Source organism: Streptomyces sp. NPDC029296 (genome assembly GCF_055569255.1).
In genome coordinates this window covers 65,043-83,858 of record NZ_JBVHXT010000027.1, presented here as the reverse complement: position 1 = coordinate 83,858, position 18,816 = coordinate 65,043, and the positions used below count along the sequence as shown (strand labels likewise).

At 75.2% G+C, this 18,816-nt stretch carries 9 protein-coding genes; 1 reads left to right on the top strand and 8 read right to left on the bottom strand.

Annotated features, from left to right (window positions below; all coding sequences use genetic code 11):
* Positions 1 to 142: 142 nt before the first annotated feature.
* Positions 143 to 424 carry a metal-sensitive transcriptional regulator gene (locus ACZ4W9_RS23605; protein WP_467938930.1) on the bottom strand — a complete coding sequence of 94 codons (282 nt, stop codon included), beginning with the start codon at positions 422 to 424 and terminating at the stop codon, positions 143 to 145.
* Positions 425 to 764: 340 nt separating this feature from the next.
* Here ACZ4W9_RS23605 and ACZ4W9_RS23600 point away from each other — a divergent pair, with 340 nt between their 5' ends.
* Positions 765 to 3,020 (top strand): heavy metal translocating P-type ATPase, encoded by a 2,256-nt coding sequence (locus tag ACZ4W9_RS23600; protein ID WP_467939014.1) that lies wholly within the window; start codon positions 765 to 767, stop codon positions 3,018 to 3,020.
* A 71-nt stretch (positions 3,021 to 3,091) separates the two neighbouring features.
* Here the strand turns inward: ACZ4W9_RS23600 and ACZ4W9_RS23595 are convergent, their stop codons facing one another.
* Genes ACZ4W9_RS23595 through ACZ4W9_RS23565 form a run of 7 tightly spaced genes read right to left on the bottom strand, consistent with a single transcriptional unit; the run spans position 3,092 to position 18,420 of the window.
* Positions 3,092 to 4,237 (bottom strand): MalY/PatB family protein, encoded by a 1,146-nt coding sequence (locus ACZ4W9_RS23595; protein ID WP_467938928.1) that lies wholly within the window; start codon positions 4,235 to 4,237, stop codon positions 3,092 to 3,094.
* 26 nt (positions 4,238 to 4,263) lie between these two features.
* Positions 4,264 to 5,475, bottom strand: a complete 1,212-nt coding sequence (locus tag ACZ4W9_RS23590; RefSeq protein WP_467938926.1) for an ATP-grasp domain-containing protein — start codon at positions 5,473 to 5,475, stop codon at positions 4,264 to 4,266.
* Positions 5,447 to 6,745 carry an MFS transporter gene (locus ACZ4W9_RS23585; RefSeq protein WP_467938924.1) on the bottom strand — a complete coding sequence of 433 codons (1,299 nt, stop codon included), beginning with the start codon at positions 6,743 to 6,745 and terminating at the stop codon, positions 5,447 to 5,449. The genes ACZ4W9_RS23590 and ACZ4W9_RS23585 overlap by 29 nt, the downstream gene beginning before the upstream one ends.
* Positions 6,739 to 7,737: a 2,3-diaminopropionate biosynthesis protein SbnB gene (sbnB, locus tag ACZ4W9_RS23580; RefSeq protein ID WP_467938922.1), complete on the bottom strand. Its 999-nt coding sequence runs from the start codon at positions 7,735 to 7,737 to the stop codon at positions 6,739 to 6,741. The genes ACZ4W9_RS23585 and sbnB overlap by 7 nt, the downstream gene beginning before the upstream one ends.
* A 25-nt stretch (positions 7,738 to 7,762) precedes the next feature.
* On the bottom strand, positions 7,763 to 8,758 hold the full coding sequence (gene sbnA / locus ACZ4W9_RS23575) for a 2,3-diaminopropionate biosynthesis protein SbnA (RefSeq protein ID WP_467938920.1): 996 nt from the start codon (positions 8,756 to 8,758) through the stop codon (positions 7,763 to 7,765).
* A complete protein-coding gene (locus tag ACZ4W9_RS23570) occupies positions 8,755 to 15,279 on the bottom strand; it encodes an amino acid adenylation domain-containing protein (protein WP_467938918.1) in 6,525 nt (2,174 codons plus the stop codon). The genes sbnA and ACZ4W9_RS23570 overlap by 4 nt, the downstream gene beginning before the upstream one ends.
* Before the next feature lie 30 nt (positions 15,280 to 15,309).
* Positions 15,310 to 18,420, bottom strand: a complete 3,111-nt coding sequence (locus tag ACZ4W9_RS23565; protein ID WP_467938916.1) for an amino acid adenylation domain-containing protein — start codon at positions 18,418 to 18,420, stop codon at positions 15,310 to 15,312.
* Positions 18,421 to 18,816 lie beyond the last annotated feature (396 nt).

Genomic DNA, 18,816 nt, shown 5'->3' with positions numbered 1-18,816 from the left:
CAGGACGCAGGCAGCCGTGAGAGCCGTGGAAAGCGCTTGCCACCATGCCCGGACGACCCTAGGGGCGGGGGGTGGCGAGGACAAGCCCCGACCTCCGCGAAGGGCCGGCAGCCCCCGGCCGCCGGCCCTTCGCGGGTGTCCGTCAGGAACGCACCAGGCGTGCGATCGCGTCGGACGCCTCCTTCAGCTTCTGCTCGCGCTCCTCGCCGCCCTCCGCGACCGCGTTGCTCACGCAGGTGGCCATGTGCTCGTCGAGCATCTGCAGGGCGAACGACTGCAGCGCGCGGGTCACCGCCGACACCTGGGTGAGGACGTCGATGCAGTAGGTGTCCTCCGCCACCAGGCGCTGGAGGCCGCGGACCTGGCCCTCGATGCGGCGCAGCCGCATCATCACGTCATCCTTGTGCGTCTTCTGCCCCGCCATGACTCCGCTTCCCTTCCCTCTCCCGAGGGATGCCCCGCACCGCGGCGAGCTCCCTCCCAAAAGATACCCGTGACCCGTACAAACCACCCGCGGCCGACCGGCCATACCCGGTGCGACATGCGAATTCTCGGAGCCGCCGGGCGAGTTGGCCCGGCACCGGCGCGCGAGCGGGCCCCCCGGCGGGCATACCCCCCGGCTGTATACGGCCAACGTCCTGCCCGACCTTGCTTCCGGGTGGGTCCGAGGGTATACATAACTCTACCGATACCCCGTAGGGGTATGCAATCAGCCGCGGTCACCTCCTGGTCCGCGGCTCCGCAGCCCCCTGCCGAGGAGCATGATGGCAACAACCACCCCAGACCTGGCCCAAGTCGAACTGAGCATCGGCGGGATGACGTGCGCCTCGTGCGCCGCCCGTATCGAGAAGAAGCTCAACCGCATGGAGGGAGTCGAGGCCACCGTCAACTACGCCACCGAGAAGGCCAAGATCACCTACTCCCCCGTCCTCCAGGTGACGGACCTCATCGCCACCGTCGAAGCCGTGGGTTACACCGCGGCGCCGCCCGCGCCCGCCGTGCCGGAGGGCGGCGAGGGCGGAGAGGGCGGCGGCCGGGCGGACGACGAGCTGCGCTCGCTGCGCGAGCGGCTGGTCACCGCCGTGGCGCTGGCCGTGCCGGTCATCGTCCTGGCCATGGTGCCCGCCTGGCAGTTCGACTACTGGCAATGGCTCTCCCTGACCCTGACGGCGCCGGTGGTCACCTACGCCGCGTGGCCCTTCCACCGCGCGACCTACACCAACCTGCGGCACGGCGCCGTCACCATGGACACCCTGATCTCGGTCGGCACCGCCGCCGCGTTCCTGTGGTCCCTGTGGGCGCTGTTCTTCGGCTCGGCCGGCACCCCGGGCATGACCCACGGCTTCGAGCTGACCATCTCCCGTTCGGACGGCGGCGGGAACCTCTACCTGGAGACCGCGGCCGGGGTCACCGCCTTCCTCCTCGCGGGCCGGTACTTCGAGGCGCGCTCCAAGCGCATGGCCGGCGCCGCCCTGCGGGCCCTGATGGAGCTGGGCGCCAAGGAGGTCACCGTGCTGCGCGGCGGCCGCGAGGAGCGGGTCCGCGTCGAGGACCTCGCCGTGGGCGACCGGTTCGTCGTCCGGCCCGGCGAGAAGATCGCGACCGACGGCACCGTGGTGGAGGGCGGTTCGGCGGTCGACGCCTCCATGCTGACCGGTGAGTCCGTGCCCGTGGAGGTCGGCGAGGGCGACGCCGTCACCGGCGCCACCCTGAACGCCGGCGGCCGGCTCGTCGTCGAGGCCACCCGGGTCGGCTCCGACACCCAACTGGCCAGGATGGCGCAGATGGTGGAGGACGCGCAGAACGGCAAGGCCTCGGCGCAGCGGCTCGCCGACCGGATCTCCGCGGTCTTCGTGCCCATCGTGATCGGTCTGGCCGTGGCCACCCTCGGCTTCTGGCTCGGCAACGGCGCGGGCGGCACGGCCGCGTTCACCGCGGCCGTGGCGGTGCTCATCATCGCCTGCCCGTGCGCCCTGGGCCTGGCCACCCCGACGGCCCTGCTGGTCGGCACCGGGCGCGGTGCCCAGCTCGGCATCCTCATCAAGGGGCCGGAGGTGCTGGAGACCACCCGCAAGGTCGACACCATCGTGCTGGACAAGACCGGCACCGTCACCACCGGCCGGATGACCCTGCTGGGCGTGCACCCGGCCGAGGGCGTGGACGAGCGGGAGGTGCTGCGGCTGGCGGGCGCGCTGGAGCACGCCTCCGAGCACCCCATCGCGCAGGCCGTCGCCGCGGGTGCCGCCGACCGGGTCGGCACGCTCCCGGTCGCGGCGGACTTCCGGAACCTGCCGGGGCTCGGTGTGGAGGGTGTCGTGGACGGGCGCCGCGTCCTCGTCGGCCGGCGGAAGCTGCTCGCCGAGCGGTCCATGGAACTGCCCGCCGCGCTGGCGCGGGCCGGAGCCGACGCGGAGGCCGCGGGCCGCACGGTCATCACGGTGGCCTGGGACGGCGAGCCGCGCGCCGTGCTGGAGGTCGCCGACGCCATCAAGGAGACCAGCGCCGAGGCCGTCCGGCGGCTGCGGGCGCTCGGGCTGAAGCCGATCCTGCTCACCGGGGACAACGAGACCGTCGCCCGGTCCGTGGCCGCCGAGGCGGGCATCGAGCAGGTGATAGCGGAGGTGATGCCCGAGGACAAGGTGGACGTGGTCAAGCGTCTCCAGGCCGAGGGACACTCCGTCGCCATGGTCGGGGACGGGGTCAACGACGCCGCCGCGCTGGCCCAGGCCGACCTGGGGCTGGCCATGGGCACCGGCACGGACGCGGCCATCGAGGCCGGGGACCTCACCCTGGTGCGCGGGGACCTGCGGGTCGCGGCCGACGCCATCCGGCTCGCCCGGCGCACCCTCGGCACCATCAAGGGCAATCTGTTCTGGGCGTTCGCTTACAACGTCGCCGCCCTGCCGCTCGCCGCGACCGGGCTGCTCAACCCCATGATCGCCGGTGCCGCGATGGCGTTCTCGTCGGTGTTCGTCGTCAGCAACAGCCTGCGGCTGCGCCGCTTCAGGGCCGCCGCCTGACCACGGCACGGCGGCGGGGCGGACCGTGTGGTCCGCCCCGCCGCCGTCGTGCGTCCGGGGGTCCGGGCGCGTCAGGACAGGGACTCACGGATGCGGCGCAGGATGTCCTCCAGGATGTCCCGGGACGTGGCGAAGTTGAGGCGTACGAAGCCCTCGCCGCCCGGTCCGAAGGCACGGCCGTCGTTGAGCAGGACGCGGGCCTTGTCCTTCAGGAACGTGTGCGGGTCGGGGTCCGGCGCCGTCTCGCGGAAGTCCAGCCAGGCGAGGAACGTGGCCTCGGGCATCCGGTAGCCCACACCGGCCGGGAGCCCGTCGCGCACCAGCGCGGCGTTGCGGGCCAGGACCGGCCGCAGCCCGGCGAGCCAGTCCTCCCCGCGCTGCCAGGCGGCCAGGGTGGCGGCGACGCCGAAGGTGTTCGGCTCGCCGTACAGGTGGGTGGGGCCGGCCAGCGCCGCGCGCACCTCGGCCGCGCCGACGTGGGCGACGGCGCAGCGCACGCCGGGCACGTTGAACGCCTTCGTGGCCGAGGTCAGGGTCACCGTGCGGGCGGCCACCTCGTCCGCGAGGGAGGCGAACGGGATGTGCCGGTGCGGGGCGTGCACCAGATCGGCGTGGACCTCGTCGGCGATCACCAGCAGGTCGTGGCGCAGCGCGAGCCGGGCCAGCGCCCGCAGCTCCTCGCGGCGGAGCACCCGCCCCGTCGGGTTGTGCGGGTTGACCAGCAGCAGCACCCGGGAGGTGCCCTCGCGCAGCTCCCGGTCCAGCCGGTCGGCGTCGAACGCCCAGCCGTCGCCGTCCGGGACGTAGGGCACCGCGTGCAGGCGCCGGCCCATGCTCGCGATGGTCTCCAGGAACGGCGGATAGGTCGGCGTGTGCACCACGACGCCGTCGCCCGGCCGGGTGGCGACGTTCAGCACGGCCTGCAGGCCCTGGTTGATGTCGGTGAACTCCCGTACGTGGGCGGGGTCGGGTGCCCAGCCGTGGTGCGTGCGCATGCGCTCGGCGAAGGCGGTCCGCAGCGGGTTCTCCGCCGGCCGTCCGTCCCAGGAGGGGTAGCCGAGGTCGTTCTCCACGCACCGCAGCAGGGCCTCGCGCACGGCCGGGGCCGGCGGGAAGTCCATCTCCGCGATCCAGGCCGCGAGGACGTCCGGCTCGGCACGGCTCCATTTGGCGCCGGGGCGGCGGGACAGGGCGCGGACGTCGAGGTCGTCGAACATGGGGGGTGCCTTTCTGCTGCCGTGCGTCATTCCGGGTGGGCGGTCGGCGCGGTCTGGAGGTGGACGCCGGCGACGGCCTTGGCGACGGTCTCGGCCGCCTGAGCCGGTGTCCCGCCGAGGGCGATGGCATGGCCGACGCGCTCCTCGGAGCTGCGCAGCCGGGCGAGTTCCTGGCCGGGGGCGCGGTCGAAGTGCCAGCGCAGGACGCCCGGGACGGGGGTGACGGAGAGCGTGGTGAGCGTGCCGGGCGCCGGCGGGAGGACGAACCCGATGGCCGCCGCCGGGGCGGCCGGGGCCGGCGGGAGCGCGGGGGCGGTGCCGAGGAGGGCGGCTATCGCGCGCTCGTACTGGTCCTGGCCGGTGGCGAGTTCGACGAGTTCGGGGATGCAGTCGCCGCCGACCCGGGTGTGGGTCTCGATGACGACCGGGCCGTGCACCGGGTCGAGCCGCAGTTCGGTGTGGCTGGCGCCGTACCGGATGTCCAGCCGGTCCAGGACGCACCGCACCGCGTCCCCCAGCCGCGTGGCGTCGGCGTCGGTCAGCGGGGCCGGCACGACGTGTCCGGTCTCCACGAAGCCGGGGCTGCCGGTCGTCTGCTTCGCCGTGATCGCGAGGAGGGTGTGCGTCCCGTCGGAGCTGACCGCCTCCACGCTGAACTCAGGACCGTCGGCGGCGTGTTCGGCGATGTATCGACGGGCCTGGCCGTCGTCCTGGGCGGGGAGGTCCGCCAGCCACCGGTCGAGGCCGGCATACGACGCGAGGGCCGTGACCCCGGCACTGCCCGCGCCGTCCTGGGGTTTGACGATCCAGCGCACGCCGTCGGGCTCCGCGCGCACGGCGGCGGCGATGTCCTGCGGGGTGCCGGCGGCGTACGGCCAGGCGTACGGTGTCCCGGCGAGGAGGGCCCGCATGGCGGCCTTGTCGCGGGCGCGGGCCGCCGCCCGCGGGGTCACCGAGGGCAGGCCCAGTCCGGTCGCGATGCGCGCGCAGACCTCCTGGGCGAACTCGGTGAAGGAGACCACCAGGCGCGGCGGGCCCAGCTCGGCCACCAGGCGGTCCACGGCGGCCCGTGCCGCGGTGTGGTCGGTGATCGGGCTGAAGACGACGCGTTCGGCGTGCGCCGCGACCTCGGAGGGCACGGCCGTGCCGGGCGGCACCAGCACCACCGGCCGGTGGCCGTGCAGCGCGATCGCCCGGGCTCCCCCGGGGCTAGGCCCGAGCAGACACATCCACGTCATGGACACTTCCTTTCCTACCGTCGTGCGGTTTCCGTGACGCGGCCCGGCGGTCCCAGGACAGGGCCAGGCCGGTGAGCAGGGCGAGTACGGCACCGCCCCAGTAGGGCAGCGCCGCGGTGCCGGCCGGCACCCCGTGACCGGAGGGGTGGACGACCAGGAGCGTTCCCAGCCAGGCGCCGGCCGACTCGGCCGCGCCCCAGGCCACCCCCGCCAGGGCGTACGCGGCCGTGGTGGACAGCTCGCCACGGCGTTCGCCGACCTGGGTGTCGTACAGCGGACTCCACACCAGCTCGGACAGGGTGAACAGGACCATCGCCGCGAGGATCGGGCCGAGTCCGGCCGCGCGGCCGAGGGCGAACAGCACGACCGCGCCGGCGAGGACCGCGTTCGCCCCCAGGCACAGCAGCCCGAAGCCGGAGCGCGGGCGGTCCAGCAGCCGGCGCGACAGGGCCGACACCGGGACCTGGAGGGCCACCACCAGGACGGCGTTCAGGGTGAACACCAGGCCCAGTTCGCGGGCGCCGACCGCGTCCCCGAGGTAGGCGGGCAGCACGTCGAAGACCTGCGCGTACGCCACCCAGGTGCCGCACACCACGAGGGTGAAGGCGACGAACCGGCGACCGGGCAGCCGGCGGACCGCGGTGCCGGCCGGGGCCGCCGTGCCGGTGCGGTCGGCGGCACGCCAGGCGCCCGGCAGCGCGGGCACGACGGCCAGCGCGACCAGGTCCAGCAGCGCGGCCGCCAGGGGCAGCCGGTCGGCGTGCCACTCCAGCAGCTGACCGCCGATCACCGGTCCGACGGCGGAACCGGCGTTGACGGCCATGTTCAGATAGCTGAAACCGCGCAGCCGCTGGCCCGCCGGGAAGGCGGCGATCTGGGCCTTCATCGCCGTGGTCGCCATGGCCAGGGACAGGCCGGCCAGCGCGGCCGGCACCAGCCAGCCGTACACGGGCAGCCGCAGGCCGAGGCCGAGCACGGCGAACATCGCGACCGCGCCGAGATAGCCGGCGCCGACCGAGGACTTCAGGCCCAGCCGGTTGATCAGCGGGACCAGCACCACCCCGCCCGCGCGGTTGGCCAGGATCGAGCCGCCCACGACGAGTCCGGCGGAGGCCCCGGACAGGCCCCGGTCGTCCGTGAGCCACAGCCCGAGGTAGGGCAGTACCGCAAAGAACCCCGCGCTGCTGGTCGCGCGCGCCACGACCAGCGCGGTCAGCTGACGGCCGGTCAGGACCGGGCCGTCGGGTGCGGCCGCCTCGTCGTTCACCACCGGCGGGTCTCCCCGAAGAAGTCGGGCAGCCGCAGCAGCCGGTCCTCCTCGAGCGCCCGCTCGTACAGCCAGTGGCCCACGGCCAGATCGAGGACGCCGAGACCGAAGGGCGAGAAGACGGTGGGCCGTCGCGGGTCCGGACGCACCCGGCCGCGCAGCACCCCGGCGAGGGTGCCGGTGACGAAGTCCCGGGAGCCGGTGAGCTGTTCGGCCAGGTGCGGGGAGGTGCCGGCCTTCAGGCAGTGCTCGACGTCGTCCAGGACGTTGTCGGCGGCGAGCAGGGTGCGCGGTCCCAGGTCGCGCAGCGAGATGTTCAGCACCAGCCGGCCGGGGCGGAAGCGGTGGGTGTCCGGCACGTACGGGGACAGGGCGGTGGTGGCGAACAGCACCAGGTCGCTGTCGAGGGCGGCGGGCAGGTCCGTCTCCAGCGCGGTGACCGCGTACCGGTCGCCCAGGTGGCCGGTGAGGGCCGCGGCCGAGGCGGGGTCGAGGTCGTGGCAGCGGATCTCCGACGGCCTGATCCCGGCCGCGTACAGGTACCGGCAGACCGTACGGGCGATCACGCCGCCGCCCACCACGCCGACCGTGGCGGGCGGGGCGGTACCGAGGGTGACGGCCGCGAGCGCGGCCGAGGCGGCGGTGCGGGCGGCGCTGATGCCGGCGGCCTCCAGCAGGGCGACCGGGCGGCCGGTGTCGTAGTCGTTGAGGACCAGGACGGCCGAGGCGCGCGGCTCGCCCTTGGCGACGTTGGCGGGGAAGCTGGAGATCCACTTGACGCCGGCCATGCCGACCTCGCCGCCGAGGTAGGCGGGCAGCGCGATGATGCGGGAGTCGGGCTTCTCGGGGAAGCGGAGGAAGTAGCTGTCCGGGTTGACGCTGTCGCCCTCGTCGTGCGCCAGGTAGGCGGCGCGCACCCGTTCGATCACGCCCTCTTCCTGCCCGGCCAGCAGCTCGCCGACATCCTTGCCGGTGAGGACCGAGAAGTCCGTCATCGGTGTCCCTTCGTCGCGTCGTGTGTCATGTCAGTGCGGTGGTGGTGGGGTCCGCGCCGTGGGGCGCGGGCGCGGTGGCCGCGGCGCCGAAGCGGGCGGTGACCCAGTCGTCGTCGTAGACGGAGTCCAGGTACCGGTCCCCGAGGTCGGGGGCGAGGGCGAGGACGGTGCTGCCGGCCGGGATCGAGGCGCGCATGGCCCCGATCGCGGCCAGTACGGTGCCCGAGGAGCCGCCCAGCAGCACGCCGTAGGAGCGCGCGATGTGACGGCACATCAGGACCGTGTCGCGCTCTTCGACGAGGACCTTGTCGAAGGAGCCGTCGTCCTGGAAGACCTCGGGCCGCCGGCTGGCGCCCAGCCCCGGGATCCAGCGGCGGCCGGGCGTCCCGCCGAAGGTGACCGAGCCGAGGGTGTCGACGGCCACGATCCGGGTGGCGGCGCGGGCGCGGCGGACGTACGCGGTCACCCCCATCAGGGTGCCGGTGGTGCCCGCGCCGATGAACAGCCAGTCGGGCGCGCCGAACCCCTCGAAGATCTCCACGGCGGTGGTGTCCAGGTGGGCGCCGGGGTTGGCGGGGTTGGCGTACTGGTTCAGCCAGACGACCGACGGGTCCGCCGCCAGCAGCCGGTGGACCAGCTCGATGCGGCTGTGCAGGAAGCCCCCGTTGGGGTCGCGCGCGGTGACCACGACGACGTCGGCGCCGAGGGCCCGCATGCAGCGCACGCTCTGGTCGTTGGCGTTCGGGTCGGTGACGAGGGTGAGCCGGTGGCCCTTGGCGGCGCAGACCGAGGCGAGCGCGATGCCGAGGTTCCCGGAGGTGGACTCGATCAGCCGGGAGCCGGGTTTGAGCACCCCGTCCGCCTCGGCGTTCTCCACCATCGCGCGGGCCGCCTTGAGCTTGATCGAGCCGGCCGGGTTGAAGCCTTCGAGCTTCAGGTAGGTGGAGAAGTCCGGGGCGAATCCGGGCAGTTCGAGGAAGGCGTCGCCCCAGCCCAGTTCGTGGGCCCATCGCGCCTTCACGGTCCCACCGCCTTGCGCACCTGTTCCGCCAAAAAGCCGGGCCGGGTGGTGTGCAGGTGGTGGCCGCCGTGGGCGGTGGCGTTCAGCGCGAACGCGTCGGTGAAGCGGCCCCAGCCGTGGGCGTGTTCCTCGTGGCCGCGGGTCAGCGGGTCGTCGGCGGCGAGCAGCAGGGTGACCGGGGTGTCCAGCGCGGTGTCCGGGGGCAGGGCGGACAGCCGGGCCCAGGACCGGGCGGCGGCGGCCGAGTGGTGGCGGAACGCCTCGGCGAGCCGGTGCCGTTCGCCGGGCGGGAGGAGGGCCGCCGCGTCGAGGCCGGTGTGTCCGGCCAGCCAGGTCAGCACCTCCTCGTCGGTGCGGTCCAGGTCTTCCCGGGGGTCGGGCGGGGTGGCGTCGGTGCGGGGCAGGGACGCCACCACGAACACGTGCTCCGGTGCGCGGCCCGCCCGGCGCAGGGCGAAGGCGGTGTCCAGCGCGGGTGCCGCGCCGGCCGAGTGGCCGAGCAGGACGAGCGGGCCCTGGGCACGGGCGGCGAGGGCGGCGGCCAGTTCGCCGGCCGGGGTGTCGCCGTAGTCGGCGGCCAGGACGCGCACGGGGGCGCCGGCCCGGTGCAGGGCCCGGGTGAGGTCCAGGTAGCCGGCCGGGGTGCCGCCCGCGAGGGGGAAGCAGACCACGGTGGCGGTGCCCTCGGGCCGCAGTCCGGCGATCCCGGTCAGGTCGGTCAGCGCGTCCGCCGGCCGGACGGGGTCCGCGGGGCGGCCGGCGCGGCGGGCCAGGGCGCGGGCGGTCGGGTGGGCGAGCACGTCCCGCAGGGTCAGGCCGCCGGGCAGCCGGGCCGCGAGGCGCATCGCGGCCAGCGAGTGCCCGCCCAGGTCGAAGAAGCCGTCGGTGGCGCCGACGGTGTCCGGGGGCAGGCCGAGGACCTCGGCGAACGCGGCTGCCACCGCGGCCTCGGCCGGGGTCCGGGGCGGTTCGGCGGCGGGGCGGGCGGTCACCGCCAGGGGCCGGCGGGCCAGGGCGGCGCGGTCCACCTTGCCGTTGCGGGTGACGGGGAACGCGTCCAGCCGCTCGAAGACGTCCGGCAGGAGGTAGCGGGGCAGGAACCGGGACAGTTCGGCGCGCAGGGCGTCCGGCCGGGGTTCGGCGGTGCCCGTGTACCAGGCGGCGAGCAGGTCCCGGCCGTCGTCGCGGCGGGGCAGCACCACGGCGTGGTCCACGCCCGGCACCCGGACGAGCGCGCCCTCCACCTCGCTCGGTTCGATGCGGTGGCCGCGCACCTTGGTCTGGTGGTCGCGGCGGCCCGCGCAGTCCAGCACCCCGCCGGGCAGCCAGCGGCCGATGTCGCCGGTGCGGTAGAGCAGTTCGGAGGTGCCGTCGAGGGTGTTCGCCACGAACGCCCGGGCGGTGCGCCCGGGGTCGTTGAGATAGCCGAGGCCGACGGCGGTGCCGGTGACCAGGATCTCGCCGTAGGTGCCGACGGGGACGTGCCGCCCGTCGGGGCCGACGATGTGGATGCCGGTGTTGGCGATCGGGCGGCCCACGGGCACCCGCTCCCCGGTGGCCGGTGCCGTGAGGACGTGGTGGGTGACGTCGTCGGAGGTCTCGGTCGGCCCGTAGGCGTTGACCAGGGGAACGTCGTACCGGTCGAACCAGCGGCGGCTGAGCGCGGGCGGGAACGCCTCGCCGGTGACCAGGTTCCAGCGCAGGGCGCCGAGGTCGCGGGGCCTGACGTCGAGTTCGCCGAGCAGGGCGTCCAGGAAGGAGGGGACGACCTCCAGCACACTGACCGCGTCGTCCTCGAGAGCCCGGGCGAAGGCGGGCAGGTCGGTGACCGTGTCGGCGCCGTAGATCACGGTGTGCCCGCCCACCAGCCAGGCCGCGAGCAGTTGCCACACGGAGATGTCGAAGCACTGGGTGGCGGTCTGCGCGACCACGTCGTCCTCGGTCATGCGCAGCGCGTCGATCTTGGCGAGGAGGTGGTTGAGCATGCCCTCGTGGTGGACGAGGGCGCCCTTGGGCTCGCCGGTGGAGCCGGAGGTGAAGATCAGATAGGCGGGGTCGGCGGGGGCCGGGATGTGCCCGGTGCCGGTGGCCGGGCGTCCGTCGTCCCCGTCCGTCAGCTCCTCGTAGCACAGCACGGCCGGGCCGGTGCCGTCGTCCGCGGTGAGGGCCCGGGCCAGCCCGGGGCGGTGCGCGGCGGTGGTCAGCACGTGCCGGCAGGCGGAGCGGGTCAGCATGGCGCGCAGCCGGGCGGCGGGGTCGGCCGGGTCCTGCGGCAGGTACACCGCGCCGAGCCGCAGCACGGCGAGGACGGTGACGGCCCAGGCGATCCGGCGGTCCATCGGCACGGCGACCACGTCACCGGGCCGCACCCCGGCGGCGGCCAGCCGGGCGGCCAGCCGGGCGCTCCGGCCGTCCAGTTCGCGGTAGTCGAGCGCGTGGGCGCCGTGCCGGACGGCGACCGCCTCCGGGCGGGCGGCCACCTGGGCCGCGAACAGGGCGAGCGCGCCGCCCTCGGGCAGTGCGCGGGCCGGACCGGCGTAGCTCGCCAGCAGCGCGCGTTCCGCCTCGCCCAGCAGGTCGGCCTCGCGGACGCCGGTGTCGGGGTCGGTGACCAGCGTCCCAAGGGCACGCCGGTAGTAGCCGGCGATCCGCTGGATCTGCTCGGGCGGGAACGCGCCGGGGTGGTAGTGCAGGGACAGCGCCACGGTGCCGGTGAAGGCGTCCTGCCAGAACTCCGCGCGGAAGGGGAACTCGGTCTGGCTGGCCACCCGGGTGCGCTCCAGCCGCAGCCCGTGCTCGCGGCGCAGCTCGTCCAGGACGTGGAAGTGGGTGAAGTTGAAGACGGCCTCGAACAGCGGTCCCCGGGTGGGGCGCCGCCGTTTCATCTCGCTCATGGGGTAGCGCCGGTGCGGCAGCAGCGCGGTCTCGGCGCGGTACGCCTCGCGCACCAGGTCGGCCCAGCTGCCGTCGCCGACCCGGGCGCGCAGCGGGAGGGTGTTGAGGAAGAGCCCGGTGACCCGGTCGCCGTCCGCGACCTCGGGCCGGCCGCTGTGCTCGTAGCCGGTGAGCACGTCGTCCGCGCCGGTGACCAGCGCGAGGACGGCCAGATGGGCGGCCATGAGGACCGACTTCACGGGGACGTTCAGCCGTCCGGCGAGCCGGGTGACGCCCTCGGGGACGCCGTCGGGCAGCGGCACGTCGTGCATGACCACGCCCTCGGCGCCGTCCGGGGCGCCGGGCAGCCGGGGCAGCCGGCCGCCCTCGTGGCCGTCCAGCAGGTCCTCCCAGAAGGCACGGCTCTCCGCCGAGCCGGCCGCCTCGCGTTCCAGGCGGACGAAGTCCTGGTAGCCGGTGCCGAGCGGGTCGAGGCGTGGGGTGCGGCCGGCGCGCAGCGCCAGGTAGGCCGCGAACAGGTCGTGGTGGACCACGCTGACGCTCCAGCCGTCCAGGGCCGCCGCGTGGTAGCTGAGGCTGTACTGGTATCCGCTCTCCCCCAGCAGGTGCACCGCGATCCGGACCAGGCCGCCCCGCTCGGGCCGGAAGCCGCGGGCGAGTTCGCGCGTGTGGTACTCGTCCAGGGCGCGCTCCCGTCCGGCCTCGTCCAGAGGGGACAGGTCGGTGACCTCCACCAGGTCCGGGGTGCCGGCGTGCACGATCTGCAGGGGTTCGCCGTAGCCGGTGACGTGCAGCGAGGTGCGGAGCACGGGGTGGCGGGCGGCGACCAGGCCGGCGGCGGCCCGGAACGCCGCCAGGTCCAGCGGCCCGGCGACGCGGAAGCCGACGATGTCGTGGTAGAGCCCCGGCCGGTGCCCGGTCAGCTCGACCTCGTACAGCAGGCCGCTCTGGAGGGCGGACAGCGGGTAGGCGTCCCGCGCGTCGGCCGGCAGCCGCTCGGCGTCGGCCGGGGCGAGCAGGGCGAACGGGCGGGCCCTGCCGGTGTACTCCCGCTCGCGCCGGACATGCGGCTCCAGCCCGGCGAGCGTGGGGTGGGCGAACAGGTCCTGGAAGGAGAAGTCGAGGCCGGCCCGGCGGGCCTCGGCGAGCACCCGCACCATCATGATCGAGTCGCCGCCGAGGGCGAAGAAGTTGTCGTCCGGTCCGATGTCCGCGACGCCCAGCACCCGTGCCCAGATCTCCGCGAGGCGGACGGCGGTCTCGCCGGTGGGCGTGCGCCGCTCGCCGCGGGGGGCGGCGCGGCGGGGCGGCGGAAGGGCCGAGGTGTCCCGCTTGCCGTTGTGGCCGGTGGGGATGGCGGGCACGGTGACGACGAACGCCGGGACCATGTACGAGGGCAGTTCGGCGGCCAGCCGGGCCCGCAGCGCCTGTTCGTCGTAGCCGTCGCCGGGGACGACGTAGGCGCACAGGCGCCGGTGGCCCGCGTCGTCGGCGACGGCGAGGACGGCCGAGGCGGTGACGCCGGGCGTGCCCTCGGCGACGTGCTCGATCTCCACGGGTTCGATGCGGTGGCCGCGGATCTTGACCTGGGTGTCGAGCCGGCCCAGGTACTCCAGGGTGCCGTCCGGCAGCCAGCGGGCCAGGTCGCCGGTGCGGTAGCCGCGGCCGGCCGGGAACTCCGGGTCCTCGACGAAGCGTTCGGCGGTCAGCTCGGGTGCCCCGAGGTAGCCGCGGGCCAGCCCGGCGCCGCCGATGCACAGTTCGCCGGGGGTGCCGATGGGGGCGGTGGTGCCGGCGCGGGTGCGCACCCGCAGCACGAGGTTGTCGATGGGGCGGCCGAGCGGGACCGGGCGCCGCGGGTCGAGGCCGGCGCACGGGAAGTGGGTGACGTCGACCGCGGCCTCCGTCGGGCCGTAGAGGTTGACGAGCGCGGTGCCGTGGGGCGCGGTGAGCAGGTCGGCGAAGCGGACGGCGTGGGCGGTGCCCAGTGCCTCGCCGCTGGCGAAGACCCGGCGCAGCCGGTGCAGGCCGGCGCTGTCCCCGGCGACGTACTGGAGGAACGCCTGGAGCATCGAGGGCACGAAGTGGACGGTGGTGACGCGGTGTTCGGCGATCCGGGCGACCAGGGCCGCGGGGTCCTTCTCGCGGCCGGACGGCAGGGTGCACACGGCGGCTCCGGCCAGCGCCCACCAGAAGATCTCCCACACGGACACGTCGAAGGTGAACGGCGTCTTGTGCAGGATCACGTCGTCCGGGGCGAGCGGGTAGGCGCGCTGCATCCACACCAGCCGGTTGACGACGGCGCGGTGTTCCAGCATCACGCCCTTGGGGCGGCCGGTGGAGCCGGAGGTGTAGATGACGTAGCACAGGTCGTGCGGTCCGGCGCCGTCCCCGGGGGCGGGCGCGTCGCCGTCGAGGGCTCCGGGTGCGCCGGCGTCGACGAACGTCCCGGTGTACGGCAGTGCGGCGCGGGCGGCGGCGTCACCGACCACGACGCGGGCCGCGCTGTGCTCCAGCAGGTAGGCGACGCGGTTGGCGGGCAGCGTCGGGTCGACGGGCAGGTAGGCTCCGCCGGCCTTGAGGACCGCGTAGACGGCGGTGAGCGCGAGCGGGCCGCGCGGCAGGCAGACGCCGACGACGGTGCCGGGGCGTACGCCGGCGTCGCGTAACCGGTGGGCGAGCTGGTTGGCGCGCCGGTCGAGTTCCGCGTAGGTGGTGCCGTCGTCGCGGATCGCGATCCGGTCGGGGGTGCGGGCCGCCTGCGCGGCCAGGAAGCCGTGCAGGGTGGCGTTCCCGGGGAGGTCCGCCGTGGTGGCGTTGAAGCGGGCGATCTCCTCGCGTTCGGCGGGGTCGGCGTCCAGGAGGGGGCCGAAGGGGGCGTCCGGGTCGTGGGTGGTCGCCACGAGCAGCCGGACGCAGGCGGCGGCCAGCCGGTGCGCGGTGGCCTCGGTGAACAGGTCGGTGCGGTAGCGCACGGACAGGTGCGGCTCGTCCGCGCGCAGCCGTACGTCCAGCTGGACGACGCAGCCGGCCTCGTCGGCCGCGGCGGCGGGAAGGTCGCCGTCGGCGCCGGCCGCGAGGTCGGTGGGGAGGCGGTCCTCGGTCCGCAGGAGGTGGGCCACCGGGATGTCGAGGTGTCCGGTGGCCTCCTGGTAGGCGGCGCGGGCGGCGCCGAGCAGCCGGCGCAGGGTGCCGTCCCGGGTGACGGTCAGGCCCAGCGGGAAGGCGACCGTCTCGCCGGTGCCGGGACCCGGGTGGCCGGTGACGACCTGGACCTGTTCGGTGTCGGTGGCCCGGGCGGCGACCACGGCGAGCACGGCGCCGGTGAGGACGCGGGCGAGGGCGGGCCGGTCGCGGGTCAGCTCCCGGCAGCGGGCGGCGCAGCCGGCGGGCAGCGGGACGGTGATCCGGTCGTGGGCGGCGTCGGCGGCGCGGGCCGCCCGGCCCGCCCGGCCCGTCCGGTCCGTCCGGTCCGTCCGGGCGGCGTCGGCGGTGTGGGCGGTGTGGGCGAGGAAGTCGCGCGGCAGCACGGTGGGCTGCTCCCAGGCGGCGAGGCGGGACCGCCAGTACCCGGCCTGCTCCGGATGGGCCTGCAGGGCGCGGCTGAGCTGGAACGGGGTGGTCATGGTGTCCTTCGTCTGCGTCGTCACGGCGAATCAGAGGTCGAAGTCCGGGAGGTGCGCGGCGGGTGTCGCGGCGGCCGTGCGGCGCACCGGGGCCGTGGGGTCCGTCAGCAGGTCGTCGAGCGCCGCCAGGTACTCGTCGAGGAGCAGGGCGGCGGACGCGTGGTCGTAGAGGTCGGTGGCGTACTCCAGGTCGAGGCGCACCTCGTCGGGGCGCAGGTACGCCTGGAGGTTGAGGTCGAACCGGGTGGTGCCGGGGTTCAGCAGGTGGGTGCGCGCGGTCAGGCCCGCCGGGCGCAGGACGTGGAAGTCGATGTCCTGGAGGGCGAAGAGCACGTCGAACAGGGGGTTGCGGGCGGGGTCGGGCGGCAGGGCGAGCCGCCGGGCGAGCTGCGGGAACGGCGGTCCCTGGTGGGACAGCGCCTCGGCGGCCAGCCGGTCCGCCTGGGCGACCAGCGCGTCCAGGGTGGTGTCCCGCTCCAGCCGTACCCGCAGGCAGGCGGTGTTGACGAACATGCCGACGACGTCGGCGAACTCCGGGTGCGTCCGGCCGCTGGTGGGGGTGCCGACGACGAAGTCACGGCGGCCCGACAGCCGTGCGAGGGCGGCGGCCCAGGCGGCGAACAGCACGCCGAACGGGGTGCTGCGGTGCCGTCGTACGGCCGCCCGCACCTCGGCGAGCCGGCCCGCGTCCAGGACGGCGGTCACGACGGCGCCCCGGGTGGCCCGGTGCGGTCCGCGGGGGCGGTCCACGGGCAGGACCGGCTCGGTGGGCGCCCCGGCCAGCTGGCGCAGCCAGTAGGTCTCGTCGTCCGCGCCGGCGCCCCGGACCGCCCGCTCGTGGGCCCAGCGGGCAGCCGTCCGGTAGCCGGTGGTCCGCTCGGGCAGCGGCGCGCCGTCGTGGGCGGTGAGCAGCTTCTCCAGCAGCAGCCGCAGCGAGACCCCGTCGAAGACGATGTGGTGGGTGTCGAGGTACAGCTCGTGCCGGTCCGGCGCCCCGGTGCGCACCAGCAGGGCGCGCAGCAACGGGGAGCCGTCGGGCCGGTAGGGCGCGAAGGGGCGTACGAAGGCGCGTACGGCGGCCTCGTCGGGCGCGTCGAGGACGGTGAACTCCGGTGCGGCGGGCGGGGCCGGTTCCTGTGCCACGCCGGTGCCATCGACGGTGAACCGCATCCGCAGCGCCTCTTCGCGGGCGACCACCTCGGTGAGCGCGTCCCGCAGCCGGCCGGGGTCGAGCGGGCCGGTCAGCTCCACCCGGACGGGGATGTTGTAGGCCAGGGAGCCGGGTTCGGCCTGCCAGACGGTGAACAGGCCCTGCTGTTGCGGGTGCAGGGGGGCCGCGCCGGGTGCCGGGGCGGGCAGGTCCTCGGCGGGTGCCGGGGCGGCCGCCGCGACGGCGCGGGCCATGGCATCGAGCGTGGTCGCCGCGAACGCCTCGGCGTAGCTCAGCCGCACCGAGGCGTCCCGGTGCAGCCGGCCGAGGAGGACGCCCAGGCGCAGGGAGTCGCCGCCGAGCGCGAGGAAGTCGGCGTCGGGGCCGAGGTCCGCGGAATCCAGCTCCAGGACGTCCGCCCACAGGCGGGCCAACCGCCTTTCGGCCCCGTTCGGTTCGCGGGCCGGCACCGGGGGTGCGGGCGCGCGGTCCGGGACGGGCAGGGCGTGCCGGTCGACCTTGCCGGCGGCGGTCAGGGGCAGCCGGTCCAGCCGGACGAACCGGTCGGGGCAGAGGTAGCCGGGCAGCCGCTCGCGCAGCCGGCGGCGGATCGCCTCGATGTCCTCGTCGGGGGTGACCACGTACGCGGTCAGGAAGCGTTCCCCGCCGGGCTCGCCGACCACCCGGGTGTGCGCGTCGGTCACGCCGGGCAGGGCCAGCAGCGCGGCGTTGACCTCGGCCGGTTCCACGAGGTGCCCGCGGATCTTGACCTGGTCGTCCCGGCGGCCGTGGAAGTGCAGCAGCCCGTCCTCGTCGGCGTGGACGAGGTCGCCGGTGCGGTAGTGGCGCACGCCGTCCAGGGTGACGAACGCGCGGTCGGTGAGGGCGGGGTCGGCCAGGTAGCCGCGGGCGAGGCCGGCGCCGGCGACGTACAGCTCGCCGGTGGTGCCGGGCGGGACCGGGCGGCCCCGCTCGTCGCACACCCGGACCGTGGTGCCGGGTATCGGGCGGCCGATGGGCAGCGGGCCGTCGGTCGCGTCGGGGACGGGGAAGGTGGTGGTGAAGGTGGTGTTCTCGGTGGGGCCGTAGCCGTTGACGACGGTGAGCCCGGGGCAGGCCGCGCGCACCCGTGCCACGTGTCCGGGCGAGACGACGTCACCGCCGGTCACCAGGGTGTCGAGGGCGGCGAAGGCGGCGGGGTGTTCCTGCGCCACGCGGTGGAAGAGCGGGGCGGTCACCCAGGCCAGGGGGATGCCGCCCTCGCGCAGCGCCCGTTCCAGGCGCCAGGGCACGACCGCCGTCTCCTGGTCGACGACGTGCAGACAGGCGCCGTTGAGCAGGGCGCCCCAGATCTCGAAGGTGGCCGCGTCGAAGGCGAGCGAGGCGGCCTGGAGCACGTGCCGGCGGGGGGAGAAGCCGACGTAGTCGGTGTCGGTGACCAGCCGGAGCACTCCGCGGTGTTCGACCATCACGCCCTTGGGGCGGCCCGTGCTGCCGGAGGTGAACATCACGTAGGCCAGCGGTGAGCGCCCGGCGGGGGGCGGTCCGGCCGCGGGTAGGGGTGTGTCGTCCCGCTCGCCGAGGCGCAGCAGTTCCCCGAGGCCGTAGGCGGTGGCCGGCCGCGGCGCGGTGAACCGCTCGCGCACCGGGTCGGGGCAGACCACCAGCCGCAAGCGCGCCGCTTCGGTGATCCGGCCGAGCCGGTGCTCGGGATGGGCGGGGTCGAGGGGGACGTAGGCGCCGCCGGCGAGCACGATGGCGAGCAGCGCCACGATGGAGTCCGCGGACCGGTCGAAGGCCAGGCCGACCAGGGTCTCGCGGGTCACGCCCAGCCGGCGCAGCCCGGCCGCGGCCGTCTCCGCCCGGTGCCGGAGCCGGTGGTAGGTCAGGGTGGTGCCGTCCGCGACCAGTGCCGGGCTCGAGGGGTGGGCGCGGGCCTGTGCGCGGAAGCGGTCCTCGATCAGTCCGTCCCAGGACGGAGCGTGGCTCATGGCGTTCTCCAGGTGCGGCCGGACAGCGGCGGATGGGCGGTCGACGTCGGAGCGGGGATCCCGGGAACCGTGCGGCGGACGAAGGGCGGGAGATCGGGCCGGTCATGGATATCGCGGCCAACGCCCGGAATGTCGCGGATAATCGCCGGTCAACCGGACGTCAATGTCCGGGCGTCAGCGACGGCGACCCAGTCCTGCCATTTCGGAAATCGGAGCGGGGCACGGCCGGCCTTGGCCGGGTCCAGAGAAGTTGCGCAAAAGCCGCCCCCGCATGCGGATTGGAGTCCTGTGCCGCATCACTTATACCCATACCCCCTAGGGGAAGCAAGGTGTTTGAGCACGGAGACGGGGGCCGGACCGCCCCCCGGGGCGCATCGGATTACCGCTCGATTACCG